Origin of the sequence: Nonomuraea sp. NPDC026600, assembly GCF_040638335.1 — a bacterium.
Classification (GTDB): Bacteria; Actinomycetota; Actinomycetes; order Streptosporangiales; family Streptosporangiaceae; genus Nonomuraea.
On record NZ_JBEZYD010000019.1, the window covers coordinates 1 to 25,372 of the forward strand.

At 69.5% G+C, this 25,372-nt stretch carries 17 protein-coding genes; 9 read left to right on the forward strand and 8 right to left on the reverse strand.

The features are described from left to right. Window positions 1-162: 162 nt before the first annotated feature. Window positions 163-429, reverse strand: coding sequence for a winged helix-turn-helix domain-containing protein (locus AB0F17_RS35560; RefSeq protein ID WP_358031850.1), 267 nt, complete (start codon window positions 427-429; stop codon window positions 163-165). 172 nt (window positions 430-601) lie between these two features. On the opposite strand from AB0F17_RS35560, the gene AB0F17_RS35565 reads away from it, so the two are divergent. Then, window positions 602-742 (forward strand): hypothetical protein, encoded by a 141-nt coding sequence (locus AB0F17_RS35565; RefSeq protein ID WP_358031852.1) that lies wholly within the window; start codon window positions 602-604, stop codon window positions 740-742. 280 nt (window positions 743-1,022) lie between these two features. Here the strand turns inward: AB0F17_RS35565 and AB0F17_RS35570 are convergent, their stop codons facing one another. Together AB0F17_RS35570 and AB0F17_RS35575 are read right to left on the reverse strand one after the other, a co-directional pair. Then, the gene (locus AB0F17_RS35570; RefSeq protein WP_358031854.1) at window positions 1,023-1,427 is read right to left on the reverse strand and encodes a type II toxin-antitoxin system VapC family toxin; all 405 of its coding nucleotides are present in this window, start codon (window positions 1,425-1,427) and stop codon (window positions 1,023-1,025) included. Window positions 1,428-1,436: 9 nt separating this feature from the next. After that, window positions 1,437-1,634 carry a hypothetical protein gene (locus tag AB0F17_RS35575; RefSeq protein WP_358031856.1) on the reverse strand — a complete coding sequence of 66 codons (198 nt, stop codon included), beginning with the start codon at window positions 1,632-1,634 and terminating at the stop codon, window positions 1,437-1,439. A gap of 733 nt (window positions 1,635-2,367) precedes the next feature. Here AB0F17_RS35575 and AB0F17_RS35580 point away from each other — a divergent pair. Continuing rightward, window positions 2,368-3,717 (forward strand): glycoside hydrolase, encoded by a 1,350-nt coding sequence (locus tag AB0F17_RS35580; RefSeq protein WP_358031858.1) that lies wholly within the window; start codon window positions 2,368-2,370, stop codon window positions 3,715-3,717. A gap of 323 nt (window positions 3,718-4,040) precedes the next feature. On the opposite strand, the gene AB0F17_RS35585 is transcribed toward AB0F17_RS35580, so the two are convergent. Further along, the gene (locus AB0F17_RS35585; protein ID WP_358031860.1) at window positions 4,041-4,814 is read right to left on the reverse strand and encodes an enoyl-CoA hydratase-related protein; all 774 of its coding nucleotides are present in this window, start codon (window positions 4,812-4,814) and stop codon (window positions 4,041-4,043) included. Between the two features lie 2 nt (window positions 4,815-4,816). Continuing rightward, window positions 4,817-5,671, reverse strand: coding sequence for an NAD(P)-dependent oxidoreductase (locus tag AB0F17_RS35590; protein WP_358031862.1), 855 nt, complete (start codon window positions 5,669-5,671; stop codon window positions 4,817-4,819). A 111-nt stretch (window positions 5,672-5,782) separates the two neighbouring features. Between AB0F17_RS35590 and AB0F17_RS35595 the strand changes: the two genes are divergently transcribed. Beyond that, window positions 5,783-7,711, forward strand: coding sequence for an N-acetylmuramoyl-L-alanine amidase (locus AB0F17_RS35595; RefSeq protein WP_358031864.1), 1,929 nt, complete (start codon window positions 5,783-5,785; stop codon window positions 7,709-7,711). Here the strand turns inward: AB0F17_RS35595 and AB0F17_RS35600 are convergent. Next, window positions 7,674-8,573 carry a MurR/RpiR family transcriptional regulator gene (locus AB0F17_RS35600; RefSeq protein ID WP_358031866.1) on the reverse strand — a complete coding sequence of 300 codons (900 nt, stop codon included), beginning with the start codon at window positions 8,571-8,573 and terminating at the stop codon, window positions 7,674-7,676. The two genes, AB0F17_RS35595 and AB0F17_RS35600, sit on opposite strands and share 38 nt — an antisense overlap. Window positions 8,574-8,661: 88 nt before the next feature. Further along, window positions 8,662-11,244: an alpha-glucan family phosphorylase gene (gene glgP / locus AB0F17_RS35605; RefSeq protein WP_358031868.1), complete on the reverse strand. Its 2,583-nt coding sequence runs from the start codon at window positions 11,242-11,244 to the stop codon at window positions 8,662-8,664. Window positions 11,245-11,482: 238 nt separating this feature from the next. Here glgP and AB0F17_RS35610 point away from each other — a divergent pair, with 238 nt between their 5' ends. The 3 genes from AB0F17_RS35610 (at window position 11,483) to AB0F17_RS35620 (ending at window position 16,665) form a co-directional block, all read left to right on the forward strand. Next, window positions 11,483-13,528, forward strand: coding sequence for an alpha-1,4-glucan--maltose-1-phosphate maltosyltransferase (locus AB0F17_RS35610; protein WP_358031870.1), 2,046 nt, complete (start codon window positions 11,483-11,485; stop codon window positions 13,526-13,528). A gap of 68 nt (window positions 13,529-13,596) precedes the next feature. Further along, window positions 13,597-15,297: a maltose alpha-D-glucosyltransferase gene (treS, locus tag AB0F17_RS35615; RefSeq protein ID WP_358031872.1), complete on the forward strand. Its 1,701-nt coding sequence runs from the start codon at window positions 13,597-13,599 to the stop codon at window positions 15,295-15,297. Window positions 15,298-15,300: 3 nt separating this feature from the next. Next, window positions 15,301-16,665, forward strand: coding sequence for an aminoglycoside phosphotransferase (locus AB0F17_RS35620; RefSeq protein ID WP_358031874.1), 1,365 nt, complete (start codon window positions 15,301-15,303; stop codon window positions 16,663-16,665). Here AB0F17_RS35620 and AB0F17_RS35625 read toward each other — a convergent pair. Next, a complete protein-coding gene (locus AB0F17_RS35625) occupies window positions 16,662-17,501 on the reverse strand; it encodes an NAD(P)-binding domain-containing protein (protein ID WP_358031876.1) in 840 nt (279 codons plus the stop codon). The genes AB0F17_RS35620 and AB0F17_RS35625 overlap by 4 nt on opposite strands. A gap of 82 nt (window positions 17,502-17,583) precedes the next feature. Here AB0F17_RS35625 and AB0F17_RS35630 point away from each other — a divergent pair, with 82 nt between their 5' ends. The 3 genes from AB0F17_RS35630 to AB0F17_RS35640 all read left to right on the forward strand — a co-directional run bounded on the left by AB0F17_RS35630 (window position 17,584) and on the right by AB0F17_RS35640 (window position 25,355). Then, entirely contained in the window at window positions 17,584-20,964 is a 3,381-nt protein-coding gene (locus tag AB0F17_RS35630; RefSeq protein ID WP_358031878.1) for a BTAD domain-containing putative transcriptional regulator, read from the forward strand. Between the two features lie 297 nt (window positions 20,965-21,261). Further along, the gene (gene glgB / locus AB0F17_RS35635; protein WP_358032308.1) at window positions 21,262-23,421 is read left to right on the forward strand and encodes a 1,4-alpha-glucan branching protein GlgB; all 2,160 of its coding nucleotides are present in this window, start codon (window positions 21,262-21,264) and stop codon (window positions 23,419-23,421) included. Window positions 23,422-23,486: 65 nt separating this feature from the next. Then, window positions 23,487-25,355, forward strand: coding sequence for a S8 family serine peptidase (locus AB0F17_RS35640; protein ID WP_358031879.1), 1,869 nt, complete (start codon window positions 23,487-23,489; stop codon window positions 25,353-25,355). The last annotated feature ends 17 nt before the right edge of the window (window positions 25,356-25,372 follow it).

Sequence of the window (25,372 nt, forward strand, 5' to 3'; positions counted from 1 at the left end):
ACAGCTGGCCACACCAACGACCAATAACAATCAAGCACATCAAGGGGTCAAAATTCAGACGACGCCAGGGGGTCCAGATTCAGCCGTCGTTGACACCTGTTCCGGTTGGTGCTTGACACCTGGGCTTCAGTTGATGCTTTTTCGGGTGGTTCCAGGTGAGGTTCAGTTGTTGGGTGGTTCGTCGGTGGCTGTGCTGGGTGCGGTGCGCTGGCCGACGAAGCTGCCCAGGTTGGGGATCGTATAGATGCGCTTCTCGTCGCGGAGTCGCTGCATGGCCTTGCGGAGGGTCCCGCGAGCTACGCCGAACTCCTGCATCAACTGCACCTCGGAGAGGAGATGCTTCGGCGCGTAGGTGCCGTCGTTGATTCGCTGGCGGAGCACGTCTGCTATCTGCTCCCACCTGAAGCGATCCGGCTCGAACTCAATCACTGTCTAACCATAGGAATACCTGCCCATACAGCGTCTTTCAGCCCATGACTTGTCATGGCATGGACAGACATGTACAGCCCAGTTAAGCTGCGCCTATGGCGATGCACAGCTATGACCTTGACGCACTTCGGGCCACGTTCCCGGCTGGTCGTTCTTCCGTAGCGACGCGGGCGTGTTCTACGCGACCAGACGCGGTGTGCGGCTACGCAACGCGGAGATCGACGCGGGCCTTCAGCAGACGGTGAGCGCAGATGACATGGCATCGTTCGTGGCGCTGCTGCAAGAGCAGCAGGTCCGGGCGGTGATGTCGTGATCACCTGGACGTCTCCCCTCGATTGCCCCGGGTTGCACGTAGCCGCTCCTCAGGCGCAGCTTGAGCCGGTGCCGTGGGAACCGAGCCTTCCACGCGCGCACCGGGTACGGGTGCGCGAGCACACGTGCATCTGTCAGAGCCGCAATTCGAGCTGTGTACGGCGGGCGGCCTATGGTTCGTCCGGCGCACCTCGGCCGGCTCTTCGACCGGCATCGTCGAGAGTGCGTGGGTGTCCGCCTCGGCCTGGCCGATGTCGCGCCATCGTCGCGCTCGCGGGGGGCTAGTCAGTGCCGAGGATGCGCAGACCGTGGTGGGTCTTGAAGTCCTCGTAGTCCTTGAGGTTGAGCGTGGCCAGCGGCAGGTCGTAGGTGAGGCAGCAGGCGGCGATCCACATGTCGTTGATCGGGCGGGGGCGTCCACGCTGGATGCCGGCAGCCGACAGTCGCCCCCACATCGCCGCGACCGGCTCGTCACCGGGCAGGATCGGGATGCCGGAGAGCCAGTCGGCCAACTCCTGGCGGCTGCGGGTGCCCCAGCGGCGGATCTCGGTCCACTTGGTCAGCTCGCCGAAGGTCACGAAGGTGATCAGCGGCTTGCGGCCGATCAGGCGGGTGGCCAGCGGGCCGGTGAGTTTGCGCTTGTGGGTCAGCGAGGCGACATCGGTGTCGAAGATGACTGGTTGCACGACGTCGGTTCAGGCTACGTCGCGATGACGCTCGGCGTAGGTGAAGGCCAGGAACTCCTCCAGTTCCTCGTCCGACTCGAAAGTGTCGGCGGCGAGGTCGTCCAGGGAGCGGATCGGCTGGGTGTTCTTGGCCGCGAGCAGTTCCTCGACCGACAGGCGGGGCCTGATCGGCGGGTAGGCGAGGTGGTCCGCGTCGGGTGTGCTCATGAGGACCTCCACCGAGCGCTCTGCGGGCTGCTAGATCTCAGCATACGGTGCCCGGCCCGCCAACCACGACAGCGAGCAGGCAACAGCGGCCATGCCGGTCAAGGCCCTCAGTTGTACCTCGGTCACCACGCCCCGGGCTTCACTCTGCGGACCCACACCCACCTCATGCCGAGCAGCCTGGGGTGTACTCGGAAGGCCGTCGCCGCTGTGTTCGCCCCCGATCCGAAGCCGTGACGGCCCACAGGCGGCCCAGGCAGCCGAAACGGCCCCTACCACACGGCGTAGCCGCAGGTAGAGGCCGTATTCGACGGTCAGGCCATCTTCTTCTTGAGGTCAAGTGCTCGTTCTCACATCCGTCACAGGCCACCTGCTGTTGCCTGTGGCGAAGCGGGCGCGAGCGGAGCCCGCGCTTGGGAGGGCGTCCGAGCGGAGCGAGGTCCTTCAGGGGTCGGGCCCTTGGCCCGACTGGAAGAAACGTCTGAGTCCCCAGCGCGAAGCGCCCATCACGAAGCCCGTTGTGCGCCGGAGGCGCTTCCAGAGGAACGGCTGGAGCGAAGCGGAGGGCCTTGCGGTGCGCGTAAGCGCCTAAGGAAGTGCGCCGAGCTTCCAGGGCGCGAAGCGCCGATGGCGAGCCCTTTGTGGAGAGGCCCCAAGAGGTTGACGCAGGGCTCGTACGTGTTTACGTTTCCGGGAGCGAAATTATCGCGGTGGTTCCGAAAATTTCGGAGGCGGTATGTTACGAGGCGTTGTCGCGGTCACCCTGCTCGGTCTGCCCACCGTGCAGGCCCCGTACCAGGCGGATCCGCCCGCGATCATCGTGCACGACCGCGTACGGCACCAGGAGATCGACGGGTTCGGGATCTCGCAGGCGTTCCGTCGCAACGAGCTGGTCCGGGCGCTCAGCGAGGAACAGCAGCGGGAGATCCTCGACCTGTGGTTCAACCGCGACAAGGGTGCCGGGCTCAGCATCCTGCGGCTCGGGATCGGCTCCTCCCCTGTGGGCAGCCCATACGACCAGATGGCCTCGATCCAGCCCGTGGACCCGGGTGGGCCGGACGCCCCGCCCAAGTACGTCTGGGATGGCGAGGACAACAGCCAGGTCTGGGTGGCGAAGGCGGCCAAGGGGTACGGGGTCCAGCGGTTCTTCGCCGACGCCTGGAGTGCGCCCGCGTACATGAAGGACAACGGCGACGACAAGAACGGCGGCACGCTGAAGCCGGAGTGGCAGCAGGCCTATGCCCGTTACCTGGTGCAATACGCGAAGTTCTATGCCCGGGAGAGCATCAGGATCACCGACCTCGGCTTCACCAACGAGCCCGACTGGACGGCGACGTACGCCTCGATGCGGTTCACCCCGCAGCAGGCCGCCGAGTTTGTCAAGGTGCTCGGCCCGATCGCCAACAGCGTCAAAGGCCTCAAGGTGGCCTGTTGCGACTCGTTCGGCTGGACCGAAGCGAAGGCGTACTCCGCCGCGATCGAGGCCGACCCCCAGGCTCGCCGCTGGGTCAGGACGCACACCGGCCACACGTACGCCAGCCCGGTGGACGGACCGCTGCCGACCAGCGGAAATACCTGGATGTCGGAGTGGAATCCCAACGGCTCCACCTGGAACGAGAGCTGGGACGACGGCAGCGGCTACGACGGGTTCACGATCGCGCGGGCCGTTCATGACGCCCTTACGCTCGGCAACGTCAGCGGTTACGTCTACTGGCTGGGCGCCTCGCGCGGCGCCACCCGGGCGCTGCTCCAGATCGACGAGGCCGCGGGTACGTATCACGTCTCCAAGCGGCTGTGGGCGTTGGCGGCGTACAGCAGGTTCATCCGGCCGGGCGCGGTGCGGGTGGATGCGGTGGCGGGCGATCCGGCGCTGAAAGTTTCAGCGTTTCGCAACGCCGACGGCTCTCAGGTGGTCGAGGTGCTCAACACCGGCACCGCCGCCGTGACGTGGAAGGGTGTGAACGGGCGGGCCACCGCGTACGTGACGGACAACGCCAGCTCCCTCGCCGCGAGCCCGGTCACCGGCGGGACCGTGACCCTGCAGCCCCGAGCGCTCACGACCGTCGTCATCGGAGGGCACCGTTGACGGCCCCGGACATCCCGAGCGGCGAGTGAAGGCAGCGGTCACCCCAGCGCCGAGTGAAGACAGCGGTCATCTCGGGCGGCGAGTGAAGACAGCCGGCATCTCGAGCGCCGGACGAAAGCAACGGTCACTCTCAGCGCCGAATAAAAGCGCCGGTCACCCCGAGCATGGGGCGACCGGCGCCGGCCTTCGATCGCGGGGCCTGTAGGGAGATCGCAGGGGCCCGCAGTGAGTTCGCGGGAGCCTGCGGTGAGGGCGGGCGTCACTCGTGGAGGCGAACCCGCCCGTCAGCGCCCGGCCCACACTCGTGGAGGCGAACCCGCCCGTCAGCGTCCCGTGAACTTCGGCTGGGCCTTGTCCGCGAATGCCGTCATCCCGATCTTCGCGTCATCCGTAGCGAAGAGCCCGGAGAACTGCAGCCGCTCGATCTCCAACCCCGTATCCAGATCAACCTCCAACCCCTGATCCACCGCCTGCTTGGCCGCCCGCAGCGCCACAGCGGGCCCACCGGTAAAGGTCCCCGCCCAGGCCAGCGCCTCCGCATACACCTCGGCGTCAGGCACCACCCGATCCACCAACCCCAGCGCCAGCGCCTCCGCTGCCGCCACATGCCGGCCGGAATAGATCAGGTCCTTGGCCCGGGCGGGCCCGATCAGGCGGGGCAGGCGCTGGCTGCCGCCCGCACCGGGGATAAGGCCGAGCTGGATCTCCGGCTGCCCCAGCTTGGCCGACTCCCCCGCCACCCGGAAGTCCGCGCACAGGGCCAGCTCGCAGCCGCCGCCCAAGGCGTAACCGGTGACGGCGGCGATGACGGGCTTGCCGATGGCGGCCACCGCGGTGAAGCAGCCCTGGAGCGCGCGGGAGTGGGTGGCCATGTCGGCATAGGACATGACGACCATCTCCTTGATGTCGACCCCGGCCGCGAACACCCGCTCGCCGCCGTAGACGACGACGGCGTGCGCTTCGGGATCGGCGTCGACGGCTCGGGCCGCTTCACCGAGCTCTCGCTGCATCTGGCCGTTGAGGGCGTTCATTTTCGGACGGTCAAGCCTGATCGTGGCGATCTGGTCGGCCACTTCTACGTGTACGAACTCACCCATGCTCAGGACACTACAAGCTGCTGGCGGCGGACCAAGTCCAGCAGGTCGGTACGCGGGGTCCAGCCGAGCAGCGAGTGGAGGCGGCGGGTGTCGGCCAGCGAGTCGCCGGGCTCGTCAGGCGGGGCGGGTACGACGTCGAAGGTGAGTGAGGCTCCGGTCACCGTGGCCACCGCCTCCGCCATGGCCCGGAGGGTCTGGCCGTGGCCTGTGCCGAGGTTCACGATGCCGGGGACGCCGATGAGCTCGATCATCGCGCGGGCCGCCTGCCGTACGTCGGTGATGTCGCGGGTACGGTCGAGCGAGCCGAGCACGCGCAACCGGCGGCCCTCCTCGGCGGCGCGCAGCCACACCGACAGCGCCATGTCGGGCCGCTGCCCCTCCCCCGCGACGGTGAACGGCCGGACGATCGTGACGTCGGGACGATCGCGACAGAGTCGCTCCAGCGCGACCTTGCTCATGGCATAGCCGCCAACGGGCCGAACCGGATCCGACTCCACGCTGGCCCGGCCGCGCAACGCCCCGCCGTACACAGAACTGGACGAAGTGACCAGGAGCGGGACGCCAGGCGGCGTGAGCGCCAGCACCCGCGCGCCCGCGAGCACATTGTCCCGCTGACGCCGCCACCCGATCCCAGGAGCGGCGTCACGCACGCCCGCGCACCCGGCCAGGTGGTAGACCTCATCGGCGTCAGAAAAAACATCGAAAACATCCAAGAGGTCGGCCGTGATCACGGTGAGCCCAGGCCGCTCCTCGATGGGCCGGCGGTCGATGGCGACGACCGGCGAGCCGGACGACAGCAGGGCCGACGTCAGCGCGCGGCCGATGAATCCGGCCGCCCCGGTCACGATCGACGTCACCCGCCCCACCATAAGGCGTTAACTGCTGAAAAATATCTTCGCAAAGCTCTCGCCAGAGAAGGAAAATGTTGAAACGCTGACTCCGTCATTCCCCCAGTCGAGGAGCAGTAGATGCGCAGAGCGCTGGCGATCGCGGTGGTCGCCCTCCTGCCATTAGTCAACATGACAGCGGCGGCCGGCACCGCTGCCGAGGAACCCCCGGACCGGCAGGCGGCGTTCGCCGCGGCGGCCAAGGAGTTCCAGGTTCCGGAGAGCGTGCTGCTCGGTGTCTCCTATCTTGAGTCGCGCTGGGACGCCCATGCCGGGCAGCCCAGCAACGACGCCGGGTTCGGCCCGATGCACCTGACCGATGCCGCCGCCTTCACCGGGTCCAACCACCACGGCGAGGGCGAAGAGGACGCGCGCGGCGACGAGACCAGGCCGCTGGCCCCGGCCACGACGACGGTCGCGCCCGCGGAGATCCCGGCCTCGCTCAAGACCATGGACAAGGCCGCCGAGCTGACCGGCCAGAGCCACGAGGCGCTGCGGACGGACGCCACCGCGAACATCCGGGGCGGCGCGGCGCTGCTGGCCGACTATCAGAAGTCGATCGGCGCGCCGCTGAGCGCCGACCCGGGCGAGTGGTACGGCGCGGTCGCCAAGTACTCCGGCGCCGACGAGTCCGAGGCGGCCAAGGTCTTCGCCGACGAGGTCTACACCACGATCGAGGACGGCGCCGAGCGGGTCACCGACGACGGGCAGAAGGTCGAGCTCACGCCGATCCCCGGCCTGGAGCGGATCGAGAAGTGGCTGGAGAAGCTCGGCCTCAGGCCGCCGCGCCGCGACGGCGTCGAGTGCCCGAGGACGATCTCCTGCGAGTGGCTCCCATCGGCCTACGCGCAGAAGCCGAACGGCGACTACGGGCACTACGACCTGGCGAACCGGCCGGTCAGCCAGAAGATCAAGTACATCATCATCCATGACATGGAGGGCTACTTCGGGCCGTCGATCGGGCTGAACCAGGACGTCAACTACCCCGCGAGCTGGCAGTACTCCGTGCGCTCCACCGACGGCCACATCGCCCAGCACGTCAAGGGCAAGGACGTCGCCTGGCAGGCCGGCAACTGGTACATCAACGCCAAGTCCATCGGCATCGAGCACGAGGGCTTCCTGGCCGAGGGCAGCACCTGGTACACCGAGGCGATGTACCGCTCGTCCGCCAAGCTCGTCCGCTACCTGGCGCTCAGGTACGACATACCGCTCGACCGGGCGCACATCCTGGGGCACGACAACGTGCCGGGCACGCTGCCGACCACGGTGCGGGGCATGCACGAGGACCCGGGCCCGTTCTGGGACTGGAAGCACTACTTCGACCTGATCGGCGCGCCGCTGCATGGTTTCGGCGGCCCCAAGGCGGGCTCGGTCATGATCAGGCCGGACTTCGCCACCAACAAGCCGTACTTCTACGGCTGCGACCGCAAGAACCCCGAGAACGCCTGCCCGCCCCTCAGCGCCGGCACCGTGTGGCTGCGTACCGAGCCGCGCGACGACGCACCGCTGATCAAGGACATCGGCAAGCACCCGACCGGCACCAACGCCTCGCTCTACAGCGTGTACGACCACAGCGCCAGGGCGAGCACCGGCCAGCGGTTCGCCGTCGCGGAACGGCAGGGCGACTGGACCGCGATCTGGTACCTCGGCCAGAAGGGCTGGTTCTACAACCCGGCCTCGAAGCCGACCGCCGTCCCGTCAGCGGGCCTGGTGGTCACGCCCAAGCCGGGTCTGGCGACCGTCCCGGTGTACGGCAGGGCCTACCCGGAGCAGGAGGCCTACCCGGCCGACATCCCGTACCAGGCGGTCACCCCGCTGCAGTACACGTTCTCGGCCGGTGAGAAGTACACGCTGGCCGGGAAGGCGGCCACCGAGTACTACCGGGCGGTCACCTTCGACGAGGCCAGCCACAAGGTGGTCAAGGGCAAGACGAAGTACCTGCAGATCCAGTTCGGGCACCGGGTGATGTTCGTCAAGGCTGACGACGTACGGGTGTCGCTCGCCTGGTGAACTCCTTGACGGCGCGCCTGGTGCTCTGCAACGCCTCCTGAGAGGAGTCGAAGGTGCGCTGGGCGACGCCGACGAACACGCAGTCGACGACGAGGAGCTGGCTGATCCGGCTGGCCAGGGCGCCGGGACGGAACTCCGTCTCGCGCCCGGCCGAGATCAGCACGTGTTCGGCCAGCTCCGCGATCGATGAGCGCGGGTTGTTGGTGATGGCGACGGTCGTCGCGCCGGCCTCCCGCGCCCGCGACAGCGGTTCGAGCACGTCGGGCGTCTCGCCCGACGTGCTGATGCCGATCGCCACGTCGCCGGGCTTGAGCAGCACGGCGCTGACCAGCGCCAGGTGGACGTCCTGGAAGGCGTGGCTGGACAGCCCGATGCGCAGCAGTTTCTGGGCCATGTCCTCGGCCACCAGCCCGGAGGCGCTCACGCCGTAGGCGTCGATCCGCCTGGCGCCGACGATGGCGTCGACGACCAGGCCGAGGCGCTCCGAGGTGAGCTGGGCGACCGTGTCGTTGATCGCCTCCGACTCGGCCCTGGCCACCTTCTGGATGACCTCCGACAGCGGGTCGTCGGGCGCCAGGTCGCCGGGCACCAGCCGGTCGGGCTGGGCGGCCGCCGCGGCCAGGGCGAGGCGGAGCTGCGGGTAGCCGGCGAAGCCCAGGAGCCTGGCCGTGCGGACGATCGTCGCCTCGCTGGTGCCCGAGGCGGCGGACAGCTCGGTGATCGTGCTCCGAGCCACCGTCGCCGGGTCTTCCAGGATGAGCCGGGCGACCGTCTGCGCAGCCGGGGTCAAGGACGGAAGCACACCTCGGACCGTCGCCACCAGAGTGTCTGCCCGCAGGCCGTTGCCGCTGTCGTCCACCACGGTCCCGATTATGACGCTCCTTGGGCGTTTTCCCTATTGTGCGGTCCAACCGGTCCGTTCACCGGATCGCGCCTCACCGGATCACGCTTCACCTAAGGACGCCGTTGGTCATGCCGGCGGGTTCCTCGGGAACGGCGATGAGGCCGAGCTCGGCGCGGGAGGCGGCCAGCGCGTGGTGCGGGACCACGCGGACCGTGTAGCCGAACGGGCCCGTGCGGTCCAGCGGGATCACGCCCGCGTAGTGGGCCCGGCCGTCGTCGTCGACGCCGTCGGTCCGCAGCTCCATGTACGCGGGATGGGCCAGTTCGTCGTGCGGCCCGACCCGGCCGTAGGCGGCCTCGACCAGGACGTCGCCCGGCTCCAAATCGCCGAGCGCGACCGTGGCGTGCAGTTCGAGCGCCGCGCCGACCTCCGGGGCGTCACCGATGCCCGACGCCTCCACGTGTTCGACCCGGACTCCCGGCCAGGCCCGCGTGACGCGCACCCGCCAGGCGGCGAACCCCTTGGCCGCGGCGTAGGAGTCGCCCGACAGCGCGCGGGCCGACAACGCGGCGGGGAGGTACAGGCCGACCACGTAGTCGCGGAGCATCCGGCCCGCGAGCACCTTGGGGCCGAGCGAGGTGAGCGTGTGCTTGACCATCTCCAGCCAGCGGCGCGGCAGCCCGTCACCGGCCCGGTCGTAGAAGCGGTCGGCCACCTCGTGCTCGATCAGGTCGTAGAGGGCGGCGGCCTCCAGCTCGTCGCGCCGGTCCTGGTCGGTCACCCCGTCGGCGGTGGGGATGGCCCAGCCGTTGGTGCCGTCGTACCACTCGTCCCACCAGCCGTCGCGGATCGACAGGTTGAGCCCGCCGTTCAGCGCCGACTTCATGCCCGAGGTGCCGGACGCCTCCAGCGGCCGGAGCGGGTTGTTCAGCCACACGTCGCAGCCCTGGACGAGCAGCTGGCCGAGCGCCATGTCGTAGTCGGGCAGGAACACGATGCGGTGACGCACGTCGGCCCGGTCGGCGAACTTGACGATCTGCTGGATCAGCTTCTTGCCGCCCTCGTCGGCGGGGTGGGCCTTGCCCGCGATCAGGATCTGGACCGGCTTGTCGCTGTCGAGCAGCAGGTCCGTCAGCCGCTCGGCGTCGCGCAGCATGAGCGTGAGCCGCTTGTAGGACGGTACGCGCCTGGCGAACCCGATCGTCAGCACGTCGGGGTCGAGCGCGTCGTCGATCCAGCCGAGCTCGGCGTCGGAGGCGCCGCGGTCGCGCCACGCCTTGCGCAACCTGACCCTGGCCCCCTCGACGAGGCGCCGCCGGAGCGTGCCTCTGATGTCCCAGAGGTCTGCGTCGGGGACCTTCTGGACGCCCTCCCAGCCGCGCGACCGCTCGATCAGCGAGGGCAGCTCACGGCCGGCCAGCTCCATGAGCTCGCGGCCGACCCAGGTGGGCGCGTGGACGCCGTTGGTGATGGAGCCGATCGGCACCTCGTCGAGGTCGAAGCCGGGCCACAGTCCCTTGAACATCTCACGGCTGACCGCGCCGTGCAGCACGGAGACGCCGTTGACGCGTTGGGCCAGCCGCATGCCCATGATCGCCATGTTGAACCGGCCGGGCTGCTCCTCGGCGCCGAGTGCGAGGATGCGCTCGACGGGCACGGTCGGCCAGGCGTTGCCGCCGCCGAACTGGCGCTCGATCATGTCGACCGGGAACCTGTCGATGCCCGCGGGCACCGGCGTGTGCGTGGTGAAGACCGTGCCCGCGCGTACGGCCTCCAGCGCCTCGTCGAAGGACAGGCGGGACTCGGTCAGCTCGCGGATGCGTTCGAGGCCGAGGAAGCCGGCGTGGCCCTCGTTGGTGTGGAACACCTCGGGTTCGGAGTGCCCGGTGATGCGGCAGTACGCGCGGATCGCCCGTACGCCGCCGACGCCCAGCAGCAGCTCCTGCATGAGCCGGTGGTCGGTGCCGCCGCCGTAGAGGCGGTCGGTGACGTCGCGGGCCGCGATGTCGTTGTCGGCCACGTCGGAGTCGAGCAGCAGCAGCGGCACCCGGCCCACCTGCGCCACCCAGAGCTGCGCGTGCAGCACCCGATCGTCGGGCAGGGAGATGCGGACCTTGACGGGGGTGCCATCCTCCTCCTTCAGGAGGGTCAGCGGCAGGCCGCCCGCGTCGAGCGACGGATAGTGCTCCAACTGCCAGCCCTCTGGCGAGAGCGACTGGGTGAAGTAGCCGTGGCGGTACAGGAGCCCGACCGCGAGGATCGGCACCCCGAGGTCGCTGGCGGTCTTGAGGTGGTCTCCGGCCAGGATGCCGAGGCCGCCCGAATACTGCGGGAGCGCGGCGGCTATGCCGTACTCGGGGGAGAAGTAGGCGATGGCCTGCGCGGCGTCGGGCAGTGTCTGGTACCAGCGCGGCGCGGTCATGTATTCGCGCAGGTCGTCGGCGGCGTCGGCGAGACGCCGTAGGAAGCGGCGGTCAGCGGCCAACTCGGCAAGCCTGGCGTGGTCGACGGCGCCCAGCAGGGCGACCGGGTCGCGCCCTACCTGCTCCCAGAGGCGGGGGTCGACCTCGGCGAAGAGGTCGGTCGTCTCTGGATGCCATGACCAACGCAGATTGTGCACGAGCTCGCCGAGGGAGGCCAGCTCCGTGGGCAGGACGGTGCGGACGGTGAACCGGCGGATTGCTCTCACGTTTTCGAACCCTATGGGCTAGGAGGGACCTCTGAGTCCCTCACCTCCAGCAAGGCCGTTCAAACCCCTTCCGGGAAGAAGCATGAAGACGGACTATTTGGGCAACTTCCCCCAATGTTGGTTCTCCTGGGGACACTCGGGAGGTCTTCCACTGCTGCCCACAATTTACATGCAAGGATCGTTCCTACCACGGAAGCCTCCGGCGGTACCGAGCGTGCCGCCGCAACCTTGAAATGCGATGATCGGACGAATTCCCATCACGGACATCTCCCCCGTCGTCGACTGCGGGCAGTGGCCCGCCAAGGCGGTCGCCGGCGAGACCTTCCAGGTCTCGGCGACCGTGTTCCGAGAGGGCCACGACGCCGTGGCCGCGGGCGTGGTGCTCACCGCGCCCGATGGGCAGCGCGGTCGCCTGAGACCGATGCGTGAGCTCTCGCCGGGCACCGACCGGTGGGGCATCAGCGTGTGCCTGCCGACCGAGGGTGACTGGCTGTTCCGGGTGGAGGCGTGGAGCGACCCCATCGCCACCTGGCTGCACGACGCGGAGATCAAGATCCCGCGTGGCATGGACACCGACCTCATGTGCGAGGAGGGCGCCCGGCTGTTCGACCGGGCGGCCAGGGCCGTACGGATAGCCGAGTGCCCCGCTCCCGGCAACGGGAACGGTGACAGCACGTGCGGGCACCGCGCCGCGTTGCTGGGCATCGCCGCCACGCTCCGCGACGAGCAGCTCGACCCGCGGGCGCGGCTGTCCATCGCGCAGCTTCCGGAGACGGCGGCGCTGCTGGAGGCGCATCCGTTGCGCGCCCTGGTGACCAGGGCGCGGCCGAGGAAGATCAGGGTGGACCGGCGCAGGGCCCTGTACGGCTCGTGGTACGAGTTCTTCCCCAGGTCCGAGGGTGCGGTCGTCAGCGAGTCGGGCATCTCCAAGTCCGGAAATTTCCAGACCGCGGCCAAGCGCCTGCCCGCGGTCGCCAAGATGGGCTTCGACGTCGTCTACCTGCCGCCGATCCACCCGATCGGCCACACCTTCCGCAAGGGGCGCAACAACACCCTGAGCCCCGAGCCCGACGAGCCGGGCTCGCCCTGGGCGATCGGCTCCGAGGACGGCGGCCACGACGCGATCCACCCCGACCTGGGGACGATCGAGGACTTCGACGAGTTCACCGCCCGCAGCCGTGAGCTGGGCATGGAGGTCGCGCTCGACTTCGCCCTGCAGTGCGCCCCCGACCATCCGTGGGTCAAGGAGCATCCGGAGTGGTTCACGATCCGGGCCGACGGCACGATCGCCTACGCCGAGAACCCGCCGAAGAAGTACCAGGACATCTACCCGGTCAACTTCGACAAGGACCCCGTCGGCATCTACACCGAGGTGAAACGGGTCCTGCACCACTGGATGGACCACGGCGTGCGGATCTTCCGGGTGGACAACCCGCACACCAAGCCGGTGGGGTTCTGGGAGCGGCTGCTGGCCGACATCCACGCGACCGACCCTGACGTGATCTTCCTGGCCGAGGCGTTCACCCGGCCGGCGATGCTGCAGACGCTGGCCAAGGTGGGCTACCACCAGTCCTACACGTACTTCACGTGGAAGAACTCCAAGCCCGACGTGGAGGCGTACCTCTCCGAGCTGGCCGGGCGGACCTCGCACTTCCTGCGGCCCAATGTGTTCGTCAACACTCCGGACATTCTTCACGAATACCTACAGCAGGGCGGTAACCCGGCTTTCCGCATCCGCGCCGCGCTGGCCGCGCTCGCCTCGCCCACCTGGGGCGTCTACTCGGGGTACGAGCTGGGGGAGAATGTCCCTGTCCGTCCGGGTAGTGAGGAATACCTAGATAGTGAGAAATATCAGTACAGACCTCGCGACTGGGCGGCGGCGGAGCGGGCAGGGTGGAGCCTGGCGCCCTTCATCACCCACCTGAATTTGTTCCGAAGAGCCCATCCTGCGCTGCAGGAGTTGCGTAATCTACGGTTCCACCAGGTCGACCAACCGAACATCGTGTGCTTCTCCAAGCGACTGCCGGGCGCCTACGACCCGGCCACACGACGGCACGGGCTGGGCGACGTCGTTCTGGCGGTCATCAATCTCGACCCACACCACACCCACGAGGCCACGGTCGAAGTGGACATGCCGGCGATCGGCCTGGACTGGAATGCCGAGTTCGTCGTGGACGACGAGCTATCGGGCGAGTCGTATCGTTGGCGGCAGAGCAACTACGTACGCCTCGATCCCCACATCCAGCCTGTCCATATCTTCACCGTACGAGCCGCGCCACGGTAGAACAGAATTCAGCGGGGAGTCTTCAACGTGTGTGAAAGCGCCTCCTTCATGAGCACGAGGGAGTGCTCATGAGCTCCACACCCATTCCCAATCCCTTCGACGAGGAGAAGCCGCGCGATCCCTACTGGTACAAGCGCGCCGTCTTCTACGAGGTCCTGATCCGGGGCTTCGCCGACTCCAACGGCGACGGCACCGGTGACATCAAGGGCTTGATCGGCAAGCTCGACTATCTCCAGTGGCTCGGCGTCGACTGCCTGTGGCTGTTGCCGCTGTACGAGTCACCGCTGCGTGACGGCGGCTACGACATCGCCGACTTCATGAAGATCCTGCCGGAGTTCGGCGACCTCGGAGACTTCGTGAAGCTCGTCGACGAGGCCCACAAACGTGGCATGCGCGTCATCGCCGACCTGGTGATGAACCACACCAGCGACGCCCACCCCTGGTTCCAGGCCGCCCGCCACGATCCGGAAGGGCCGTTCGGCGACTTCTACGTCTGGTCGGACGACGACACCCCCTATCCCGACGCCCGGATCATCTTCATCGACACCGAGACGTCCAACTGGACCTATGACCAGGTCCGCGGCCAGTACTACTGGCACCGCTTCTTCCACCACCAGCCGGACCTCAACTACGAGAACCCGGCCGTGCAGGACGCGATGCTGGAGGTGCTCCGCTTCTGGCTCGACCTGGGCATCGACGGGTTCCGCCTGGACGCCGTGCCGTACCTCTTCGAGGAGGAGGGCACCAACTGCGAGAACCTGCCGCCCACGCACCAGTACCTCAAGCGGATCCGCAAGGAGATCGACCGGCTCTACAACGACCGGGTGCTGCTCGCCGAGGCCAACCAGTGGCCGTCCGACGTGGTCGAGTACTTCGGCGACCCGGTGGGCGGCGGGGACGAGTGCCACATGGCGTTCCACTTCCCGCTGATGCCGCGCATCTTCATGGCCGTACGCCGGGAATCGCGCTACCCCATTTCCGAAATCTTGGCCCAAACGCCGAAGATTCCGGAACATTGCCAGTGGGGGATCTTCCTCCGCAACCATGATGAGCTGACGCTCGAGATGGTCACGGACGAGGAACGCGACTACATGTACACCGAGTACGCCAAGGACCCGCGGATGCGGGCCAACGTCGGCATCCGGCGGCGCCTGGCGCCCCTGCTGGAGAACGACCGCAACCAGATCGAGCTGTTCACCGCGCTGCTCCTGTCGCTGCCCGGCTCGCCGGTGCTCTACTACGGCGACGAGATCGGCATGGGCGACAACATCTGGCTCGGCGACCGCGACGGCGTACGCACGCCCATGCAGTGGGACCCCGACCGCAACGCCGGATTCTCCGACTGCGACCCGGGGCGGCTCTACCTGCCGGTCATCATGGACCCGATCTACGGCTACCAGGGACTCAACGTCGAGGCGCAGCAGAAGAACAACGGTTCGCTGCTGCACTGGACCAAGCGCATGATCGAGATCCGCAAGCGGCACCCGGTGTTCGGCCTGGGCGAGTTCATCGAGCTCAACTCCTCCAACCCGAGCGTGCTCGCGTTCGTGCGAGAGCTGGGCGACGACCGGATGCTCTGCGTGAACAACCTCTCGCGCTTCCCCCAGCCGGTCGAGCTCGACCTGCGCAGATTCGTCGGCGTCTCACCCGTTGAGACGATGGGTGGGGTACCATTTCCGGCAATTGGCGAACTTCCGTATCTTTTGACGCTTCCCGGGCATGGTTTCTACTGGTTCACACTCCCACCGGCAGTCACCCAGGAGGAGTAAGACGTGCTTGACGAGCTCCTTGCCGCATGGATCAGTCGCCAACGATGGTTCGGCGGCAAGGGGCGCGCGATCGACTCCCTGTCGATCGAGTCGGACGTCGTGATCGACGCCGACGACCCCGGGCTACGCCACCTGATCGTGTCGGTGTGGCAGGGCGCTTCGCGAGACCGCTACCAGATCCTGCTCGGCATGCGCACCGAGCTGCCCGACCGGCTGAAACACGCGCTGATCGGCACGCACGGCCCCTACGCCTTCGAAGGCGGCCCCGACCATCCCGAGTGGTACGTCTACGACGCCGTCCACGACCAGGCCCTGACCCACTGGGTCCTGGAGTGCATGGCCGAGGGCACCGGCTGGGACACCGTGCGCTTCCGCCACCTGCCCGGCGTCACGATCGACACCTCACCGCGCAGCCTGGTGCTCGGCGCGGAGCAGTCCAACACCTCGCTCGTGTACGGGGACGCCTACATCTGCAAGTTCTTCCGCCGCCTGATCCCCGGCGTGAACCCGGAGCTGGAGATCATCACCGCGCTGGCCCTCCATGAATCCCCGCACATCGCCAAACCGTACGGGTGGATCGAGACCGACCTCGACGGCACGCCCACGACGCTCGCCATCATGCAGGAGTACCTGTCCACCGCCAACGACGGCTGGGACCTGGCTCTGGCCAGCGTGCGCGACCTGTACGGCTCGATGCCCGAGCTCTCGGCGGCCGACGCCGGGGGCGACTTCGCCGCCGAGGCGCACCGGCTCGGCGTGGCCACCGCCCACGTCCACCTGGAGCTGGCCGGCGCCTTCCCCACGGACGTGGTCGAGGCGCACGAGGTCAAGCGGATGGCCGAGGGCTTCCGGCGGCGGCTGGGCCGGGCCGTGGGCGAGGTGCCGGAGCTGCGCGACCATGTCCACGCGCTGGAGGACGCCTACCACCAGGTCGAGGAGCTGACCGTCGAGGTGCCCGTACAACGGGTGCACGGCGACTACCACCTCGGCCAGGTGATGCGTACCCCGGTCGGCTGGGTGGTGCTCGACTTCGAGGGCGAGCCGGGCCAGCCCCTGGCCGAACGCCGGGCGCTGTCGTCCCCGCTGCGTGACGTGGCCGGGATGCTCCGCTCGTTCGACTACGCGGCCAGGCACCTGCTGGCCGACCACCCGGAGCCCGAGTCGCTGGAGCCACGGGCCGCCGAGTGGGCCGACCGCAACAGGCACGCCTTCCTGGAGGGCTACGCCGAGGGCGGCGGGGTGATCACCTCGGCGGACGCGGCCCTGCTGCGCGCGTTCGAGCTGTCGAAGGCGGTGTACGAGGTGGTGTACGAGGCCCGCAACCGACCCTCGTGGATCAGCATCCCGATGGCCGCCTTCCGCCGTTAATGCAGCTCTTCGATCAGGCTCGACAGGCCCTCGGCGCCGTGTCCGCCCGCCACCCGCCGGTCGAGGACGTCCTTCATGGGGAGCAGCAGGTCCGGCTTCACCCCCTGGTCCTCGAAGGCGCGGAGCAGGTTGTCCATGCCGACCCTGTTGACCTCCAGGTTGGAGACGTCGGTCGCGTAGTCGCCCGCCTCGATGTCCACCGCCCACTGGGGCTGCTGCGCGGCCATCGCGGTCAGCCACGGCACCAGCAGCTCCGTGGTGAACTCCACCACCGGCCGCTTCTCCGAGGCGATCAGCGCCGCCGCCTCCAGGAAACCGGCGATCTGGCCGTACATGCCGGTGAGCATGGCCAGGTCGTACAGCGGCGCGAGCCCCGCGTCCGCACCCAGGTAGCGCGGCCTGGCCAGGGCGCCCAGCGCCTCCTCGTACCGCTCGAAGGCGGGCTGCGAGCCGCTGTAGAGGACCAGCGCGCCGGGCGTGCCGATCATCTGGGGCACGGCCATGATGCCGCCGTCCAGGTAGTCGCCGCCGCGCGCGGCCACCCACTCCGCCAGCTCCCTGGCCTCGGCGGGCCTGCCGTTGGTGAGGTTCAGCAGGACGCGGTCGGCCAACTGGACCGAGCCGAGGACCTCCCGTACGGCCGCGTAGTCGAGCACGCAGACGATCACCAGCGGACTGGCCTCGACCGCCTCCGCCGCGGTCGCCACGCTGGTGGCGCCCAAACCGTCCGCCTTGCCTTCCGTACGGTTCCACACGGTGACGCTGTGACCGGCCTGCACGAGGGTCCGGGCCAATGCCTGGCCCATGAGCCCCAGGCCGAGGATAGAGATACGCATGCTGAGCAGTCCTTTCGGTTGACGGCTCCCACACTGCTGGCCGGGGGTTATGGTCGGATTCGGACTGGCTTATGGGGGGCTGATGAGATTCGGGGTGCTGGGCCCCCTCTCGGTGTGGACGCCGGACGGGCAGCCGGTCCAGGTGCCCGAAGCCAAGGTCCGCGCGCTGCTCGCCGACCTGCTGGCGCACCGCGGCCGGCCGGTCTCCACCGACCGGCTCATCGACGACCTGTGGGGCGACCGCCCGCCCGGCGACCCGCCGGCCGCGCTCCGGGTCAAGGTCTCCCAACTGCGCCGGGCACTCGGCGACCGCTCGCTGGTGGCCTTCCGGCCGCCGGGGTACCTGCTCGCGGTGGACGCGGAGGCGGTGGACGCGGGCCTGTTCCAGTCCCTCCTCACCCGCGCCGGACGGAGCGACGATCCGCTGGTACGGCAGGCGCTGCTGACCGAGGCGCTGGGCCTGTGGCGGGGGACTCCGTACGCCGAGTTCGGCGACTTCGCGCAGGCGGCCGCGGCCCGGCTGGAGGAGCAGCGCCTGGTGGCACTGGAGGAGCTGGCCGAGACCCGGCTGGACCTGGGCGACCACGGAGCCTTGGCGGCCGAGCTGGCCGGCCTGGTGGCCGCGCACCCGCTGCGCGAACGCCTGCGGGCCGCGCAGCTGCGGGCGCTGTACCGGGCGGGGCGGCAGAGCGAGGCGCTGGCCGGGTACGGGCAGCTACGCGGGCTGCTGGCGGACGAGCTCGGCATCGACCCGGCGCCCGAACTGACGGCCCTACATGCCGCAATCCTCCGCCAGGACCCCACCCTCGCTCCACCCCTACCACCACGCCCCGGTCCCCCACTCCGCGCTCCCTCCGGCCCCTCACCCTCCGGTCCGCCACGCCTCGACCCGGCCGCGCCGGACGCGGGTCTGCCGCACTCCGTGCCGCCGGAACCGGCCGGGGATCTACCGCATGGCGATCCACCCGCGCCATTCGCGGGCCCGCCGCACCCCGGCTCGGCCGCGCCGGACACGGACCTGCCGCACTCCGAGCCGCCTGGACCAGCTGAGGGCCTGCCACGCGCCGGGGTGGCCGGACCGGTTGTCGGGCCGCCGGGGACGAACCTGCCTGCGCCGCTTACCGGGCTGATCGGGCGGACCGTGGAGGTGGCCGAGGTGCGGGCGCTGCTGCGGGGCGGGCGGCTCGTCACGTTGACCGGGCCGGGCGGGGTGGGCAAGACGCGGCTCGCTCTGGAGGCCGCGGCCGAGCCCGGGCGGTCGTTCCCCGGAGGTGTGTGGCTGGTCGAGCTGGCCTCGATCACACCGTCCGCTGAGCCGGGCGTGGTGGCGGAGGCGGTCGCGTCGGTGCTGGGGGTCAGGGACGATCTGCCCGGGTCGGTGGTCGACCGGCACGGCGGCGAACCGGTCGATCTGCCCGGGTCGGCGGTCGACCGGCTCGCCGCCGCGCTGCGTACCCGCGCGACCCTGCTCGTCCTCGACAACTGCGAGCATGTGGTCGACCAGGTCGCCGAGCTGGCCGAGCGGCTGTTGCGGGCCGCGCCCGAGCTGCGTGTGCTGGCGACCAGCCAGGAGTCGCTGCGTGTCCCCGGTGAGGTGCTGTGGAGTGTGCCGCCGCTCGGTCCGGAGGCCGCCGCGGAGCTGCTCGCGGCGCGGGCGGGCGTCGGGGCGGGTGACGACGGCGTGGCGGAGATCTGCGCGCGGCTCGACGGGATCCCGCTCGCGCTGGAGCTGGCCGCCACCCGGCTGCGCGCGCTCACGCCGCGCCAGCTCGCGGCCCGGCTCGACGACCGGTTCCGGGTGCTCGCCACGGGACATCGGGGCGCGCCCGCCAGGCAGCGGACGCTTCGGGCGATGATCGACTGGAGCTGGGAGCTGCTGACCGGTGGCGAGCGGCTGGTGCTGCGGCGGCTGGCCGTGCACGCCGACGGGTGCACGCTCGAAGCCGCCGAGGCGGTCTGCGCCGAACCCGGCCTGGACGTGCTCGACCTGCTGGCCAGGTTGGTGGACAGGTCGCTGGTGGTGCGGGTGCCGGGCGGCAGGTTCCGGCTGCTGGAGTCGGTCGCCGCGTACTGCCTGGAACGGCTGTCCGAGGCGGACGAGACGGTGGCGGTCCGGCTGCGGCACGCCCGCCACTACGCCGACCTGGCGGAACGCGCCGAGCCCGGCCTTCGCGGACCCGAGCAACCGCGGTGGCTCGCGCTCCTCGACGCCGACACCGCCAACCTACGTACCGCGATCGAGACCTCACTCCGCCTCGCCACCCCGCACGACGCCTCCCGGCTCAAAACCACGCACGACGCCGTCCGCCCCAGCGCCGCGCACGACGCCGTCCGGCTGGTGAATGCGCTGGCCTGGTACTGGGTGTTGCGTGGCAGGCTCGGCGAGGGGCAGCGGGCGCTCGAGGCGGTGCTGGCCGTCGCCGACGACGCGCAGGCGCGTGTCTGGCTGGCCGGGCTGCGGATGCTGGCGGGGCAGGGGCGGGCCCCCGACCTGGAACGACTGGCCGACATCGCGGATCCGGCGCGCCGGGCCAGGGCGCAGTGGTTCCTGGCCTTCACGCTCTACGGCTACGACAACCCGGCGGCCACCGACGCGTACCTGGACAGCGCCATGGAGTCCTTTCTCGCCTCGGACGACCGGTGGGGCACGGCGGCGGCGCTGAGTCTGCGGGCCAGGCGGGCGCTGCTGCGCGGTGATCTGGCCGCGCTGAGGCGTGACGGAGAGCGGGGGCTGGAGCTGTTCCGTGAGGTGGGCGACCGGTGGGGCGAGATGCGGGCCGCCGAGAACCTCGGCACGCTGGCCGAGATCACCGGCGACTACGAGCAGGCCGCGGAGCTGCGACGCGACGGGCTGCGCATCGCCGAGGAGCTCGGGCTGTGGAGCGAGGTGTCGGGCGCCCTGTCCAGATTGGGCCGGGTGGCGCTGCTGACCGGTGACCTCGACGGGGCTCGGGAGCTGCACGAGCGGGCCAGGCGGCTGGCCGTCGCCAGGTCGGATGTGCCGTTGGAGGAGTTCGCCGAGGTCGGGCTGGCCTTGGTGGCCCGGCGGCAGGGACGGCTCGACGAGGCGGAAGGGCTGCTGCGCCGCTGGTTGCGCTGGGTGCGTCAGGTGGCGGGTGAGCCGGGGGCGGCGCTGATCCTGGCCGAGCTGGGGTTCGTCGCCGAGCAGCGCGGGGACGCGGCGGCGGCGCTGGAGTGGCAGCGGGAGGGGCTGGCGGTGGCGCGGCGGGTGGGCGATCCACGCGCGATCGCGCTCGCGACGGAGGGCCTGGCGGGGGCCCGGGCGCTCGGCGGCCGGCACGAGGAGGCGGCCCGGCTGCTGGACGCGGCCGGCGCGCTCAGGGCGTCGGTGGGCGCACCGCTGCCCGAGGCGGAACGCGGCGACGTCGAGCGGATCGCGACCGCGGTACGGGTGGCGCTTGACCTGCGACGGCCGCGGGCCGCCACGACAGACCCTTCCTGACCTTCAAATATCCGGGTTTGGCAGTCAAGGTAATGATTCGCCGTTACTCTATGTGGGCGTTCCCGTACACACAGGAGTGATGGTGTTCCTCCAACTCGCGCTCGCTCTGTTCGTCGCCGCCGCCGGGCACGCAGGCGCGGCCCGCGCAGATCATCCAGTACCCAGTGCAATGCCGCATTTCGACCTGGCGGCTTCTCTCGATAAACCCAAGATTCCGCACTTTCGGTGATTGTCTCCGTGATTGCGGGCAGTGGCCTGGGTTGGAGGGTTGACGTAGGGCAAGGTGGGAGCATGCCGATGAGGACAGAGCTCGACCGACTCGCGGGCGGAGCGCATCACGATCCGCATTCCGTGCTGGGAGCACATCCCGTCGAGGGTGGTATCACGTTCCGTACGCTGCGCCCGCTCGCCGAGCGGGTGCGCGTGGTGTTGGACGACGGAACGGCCCACGATCTGAAACACCAGGCCCATGGGGTGTTCGAGGTCACGGTCAAGGGGCTCGACAAGGTGCCCTCCTACGCCTTCAGCGTCCAGTACGCCGACGCCGAGCCCTACCAGGTGCGCGACCCCTACCGTCACTGGCCCACGCTGGGCGAGGTGGACCTGCACCTGATCGGCGAGGGACGGCACGAACGGCTGTGGGAGGTGCTCGGCTCGCGTGTGATGCGGCACGAGGACGTCGACGGCACCGCGTTCGCCGTCTGGGCCCCGAACGCGCGCGGCGTCAGGGTCGTCGGCGACTTCAACCACTGGGACGGCACCGCCTACCCGATGCGCTCGCTGGGCCGTTCCGGGGTGTGGGAGCTGTTCATCCCCGAGGTGGGGCAGGGCGAGCGGTACAAGTTCCACATTCTCGGCGCCGACGGCGTGTGGCGGGACAAGGCCGACCCGATGGCCAGGCGGACCGAGGTGCCGCCGCAGACCGCCTCCGTGGTCGAGCAGTCGGCCTACACCTGGGACGACACCGCGTGGATGACCGAACGCGCCGAGAAGGACGCGCAGCGAGGCCCCGAGAGCGTCTACGAGGTGCACCTGGGGTCGTGGCGGCCCGGTCTGTCCTACGTGGATCTGGCCGAGCAGCTCGTCGACTACGTCGAGGACATGGGCTTCACGCATGTGGAGTTGCTGCCGGTGGCCGAGCATCCGTTCGGCGGGTCGTGGGGCTACCAGGTGACCTCCTACTACGCGCCGACGGCCAGGTTCGGGTCGCCCGACGAGTTCCGCCATCTGGTGGACCGGATGCACCAGGCCGGGATCGGGGTGCTGCTCGACTGGGTGCCCGCGCACTTCCCGATGGACGAGTGGGCGCTGGCGCGCTTCGACGGCACCCCGCTGTACGAGCACGCCGACCCGGCCCGCGGCGAGCACCCCGACTGGGGGACCTACGTCTTCGACTTCGGCCGCCGCGAGGTGCGTAACTTCCTGGTCGCCAACGCGCTCTACTGGATGAAGGAGTTCCACATCGACGGGCTGCGGGTCGACGCGGTCGCCTCGATGCTCTATCTCGACTACTCGCGGCGCGAGGGCGAGTGGACGCCGAACATCTACGGCGGCAGGGAGAACCTCGACGCGGTGGAGTTCCTCAAGGAGATGAACTCCGTCTGCTACCGGGAGGCTCCGGGCATCACCACCGTGGCGGAGGAGTCGACGGCGTGGCCGGGCGTTTCGCGGCCCGTGCACCTGGGCGGTCTCGGATTCGGCTTCAAGTGGAACATGGGCTGGATGCACGACACGCTCAGCTATCTACGACATGAGCCGATATTTCGCCAGTACCACCACCATCAGATGACTTTTTCGCTCATGTACGCCTACTCCGAGAACTTCGTGCTGCCGTTGTCCCACGACGAGGTCGTGCACGGCAAGGGCTCGCTGCTGGGCAAGATGCCGGGCGACGAATGGCAGCGGTTCGCCCAGCTCAGGGCGCTGCTCGCGTTCATGTGGGCGCATCCGGGCAAGCAGTTGCTGTTCATGGGCGGCGAGTTCGGCCAGGGCTCGGAGTGGTCGGAGGAGCGCGGGCTCGACTGGTGGGTGCTGGAGTTCGACGGGCATGCGGGCGTACAACGGCTGGTCCGCGACCTGAACCGGCTCTACCGCGAGAACCCGGCCCTGTGGGAGCAGGACGCGTCCCCCGAGGGCTTCCGCTGGATCGACGCCGACGACGCGCGGGGTAACACGTTCTCGTTCGTCCGCTACGCGAGCGACGGGTCCGCGGTGGCGTGCGTGGCCAACTTCAGCGGCGGGCCGTACGAGACCTACCAGCTCGGCCTGCCCTACGGCGGGCAGTGGGCGGAGGCCGTCAACACCGACGCCTACGAATACTGGGGCAGCGGGGTCGGCAACATGGGCTCGGTCCAGGCCGTCGAGGAGCCCTGGCATGGCCTGCCGTACTCCGCCACGCTGCGGGTTCCGCCGCTGGGCGCCGTGTGGCTGCGTCACGACGGGCTGGGAAGTTCATGACAGTTCGCTGAGAAAGGCGCGCTGCCCCTGTGCGCGCCGGATAAATCCCCCTAAACTCCAAGATCGTGCGACTTCGCCCTTTGGTAGTGTGCGCGATCCTGCTGGCCTTGGTGCCGGCTGCTCCGGCCTTCGCCGACGACCCGACGCCAACTGCGACCCCCTCGCCGAGCGCCTCCCAGGAGAAGCTCGAAGACGGCCTGGCTCTCGATGGCGGCACCGTGCGCGCCATCGTCGAGCTGGCCGACCCGGGGCAGAACGCGCCGGTCGCCAGTAAGGCGGCGGCCGACAGCGTGGACGTCGTCCTGCGGCCGGAGAGCCAGCCGTTCCTGGTGGTCCAGGGCACCGCCGAGGAGCTCGCCGCGCTCGCCGAGGACTCGCGCATCACCTCGATCCACCGCGATCGCGCCTATCCCCCGACGGCGGCCAACAACCTCGTCCAGATCGGCGCCGACCAGGCGCACGCCCAGGGCTTCACCGGCACCGGTCAGGCGGTGGCCGTGCTCGACACCGGCATCGACGAGGACCACCCGAACTTCGGCGCCCGGATCGTGGACGAGGCGTGCTTCTCCGCGGTGGACACGGGCGTGGAGTCACTGTGCCCGAACGGCCAGACCTCGCAGACCGGAAAGGGCGCCGCCAACGCCATGACGGCCAAGTGCCTGGCGGACAGCGTGAACCTGTGCGAGCACGGCACCCACGTCGCGGGCATCGCGGCGGGCGACAGCGGCGTCGCGCCCGGCGCGGGGATCGTCGCGGTGCAGGTGTTCAGCCGGGTCAACGACGAGTCGGTCTGCGGCGACCCGTCCTGCCTGCTGGCGTACGAGTCGTCGCTGCGGCTGGCCCTGGACTACGTGGCCGCCTCGACGCAGCCGATCGCCGCGGTGAACCTGAGCCTGGGCGGCATGCCGTCCGAGACCTCGTGCGACGACAGCGAGGAGGGCGCGATCTTCAAGCCGAAGGTCGACGCCCTGCTGGCCAAGGGCATCGCGACCGTGGTCGCGGCCGGCAACGAGTACTTCGAGGGCACCTCGTTCCCCGCCTGCATCACCTCCACGGTGGCCGTGGGCGCGAACGACGACAGCGACGCGATCGCCGACTTCTCCAACCGGGGAGCCGGGGTGGACCTGTTCGCGCCGGGCGTGGACATCGAGTCGTCGGTGCCCGACAACCAGACGGCCGTCTACAGCGGCACCTCGATGGCGACGCCGCACGTGGCGGGCGCGCTGGCGCTGCTGAAGGCGCAGTCGCCGCAGGCCTCGATGACCGATCTGATCGACAAGCTCAAGTCGACCGGCCGCCCGTACGTCTACCAGGCCAACAACACCCAGGTCACCACGCCGCGCCTGGACGTACTGGCCGCGCTGACCGGTAGCACCCCGCAGCCGCCCATCACGCAGACGCCGGCGCCGGCCCCCGAAGACCCCGACCCGTCCGACCCCGAGCCCGACCCGTCGGACAGCAGCGGCCCCTCGCCGTCGCCCGAGCCCACGGAGACGAACCCGACGCCGGTCCCGCTGCCGACCCTCACCGTGACCGTGACGGTGACCGTCACCCCCACGGCTCCGGCCACGGTCTGTACGCGCGGCACGGCCGGCACCCGCATGACGGCCAAGAAGTGGGCCGTGGAGGTGCACCGGAGCAGCGGCAAGCTCTCCGACGCCACGCTCAGCTGCTACCTGAAGCTGGTGCAGAAGGCCAGCACGGTCTTCCCCGAGCTGACCAAGGCGTCATCCCTGGGCACCGCGTACCGGGTACTGAAGGCCGCCAAGACGAACAGGGAGAAGCTGGATGCCGCCCTGCTGACGGGCTGGCTGAACTGGGCCAACGGCACCAACGGGACCGCGACCTTGAAGTCCGCCGAGAAGGTGCGGCTTTCCGCGAAGTCCACGAGTACCGCGCTGAAGAAGGCGGCCAAGAGCGTCGTGCCGAAGTAGCGCAAAGGTTTCGCTGG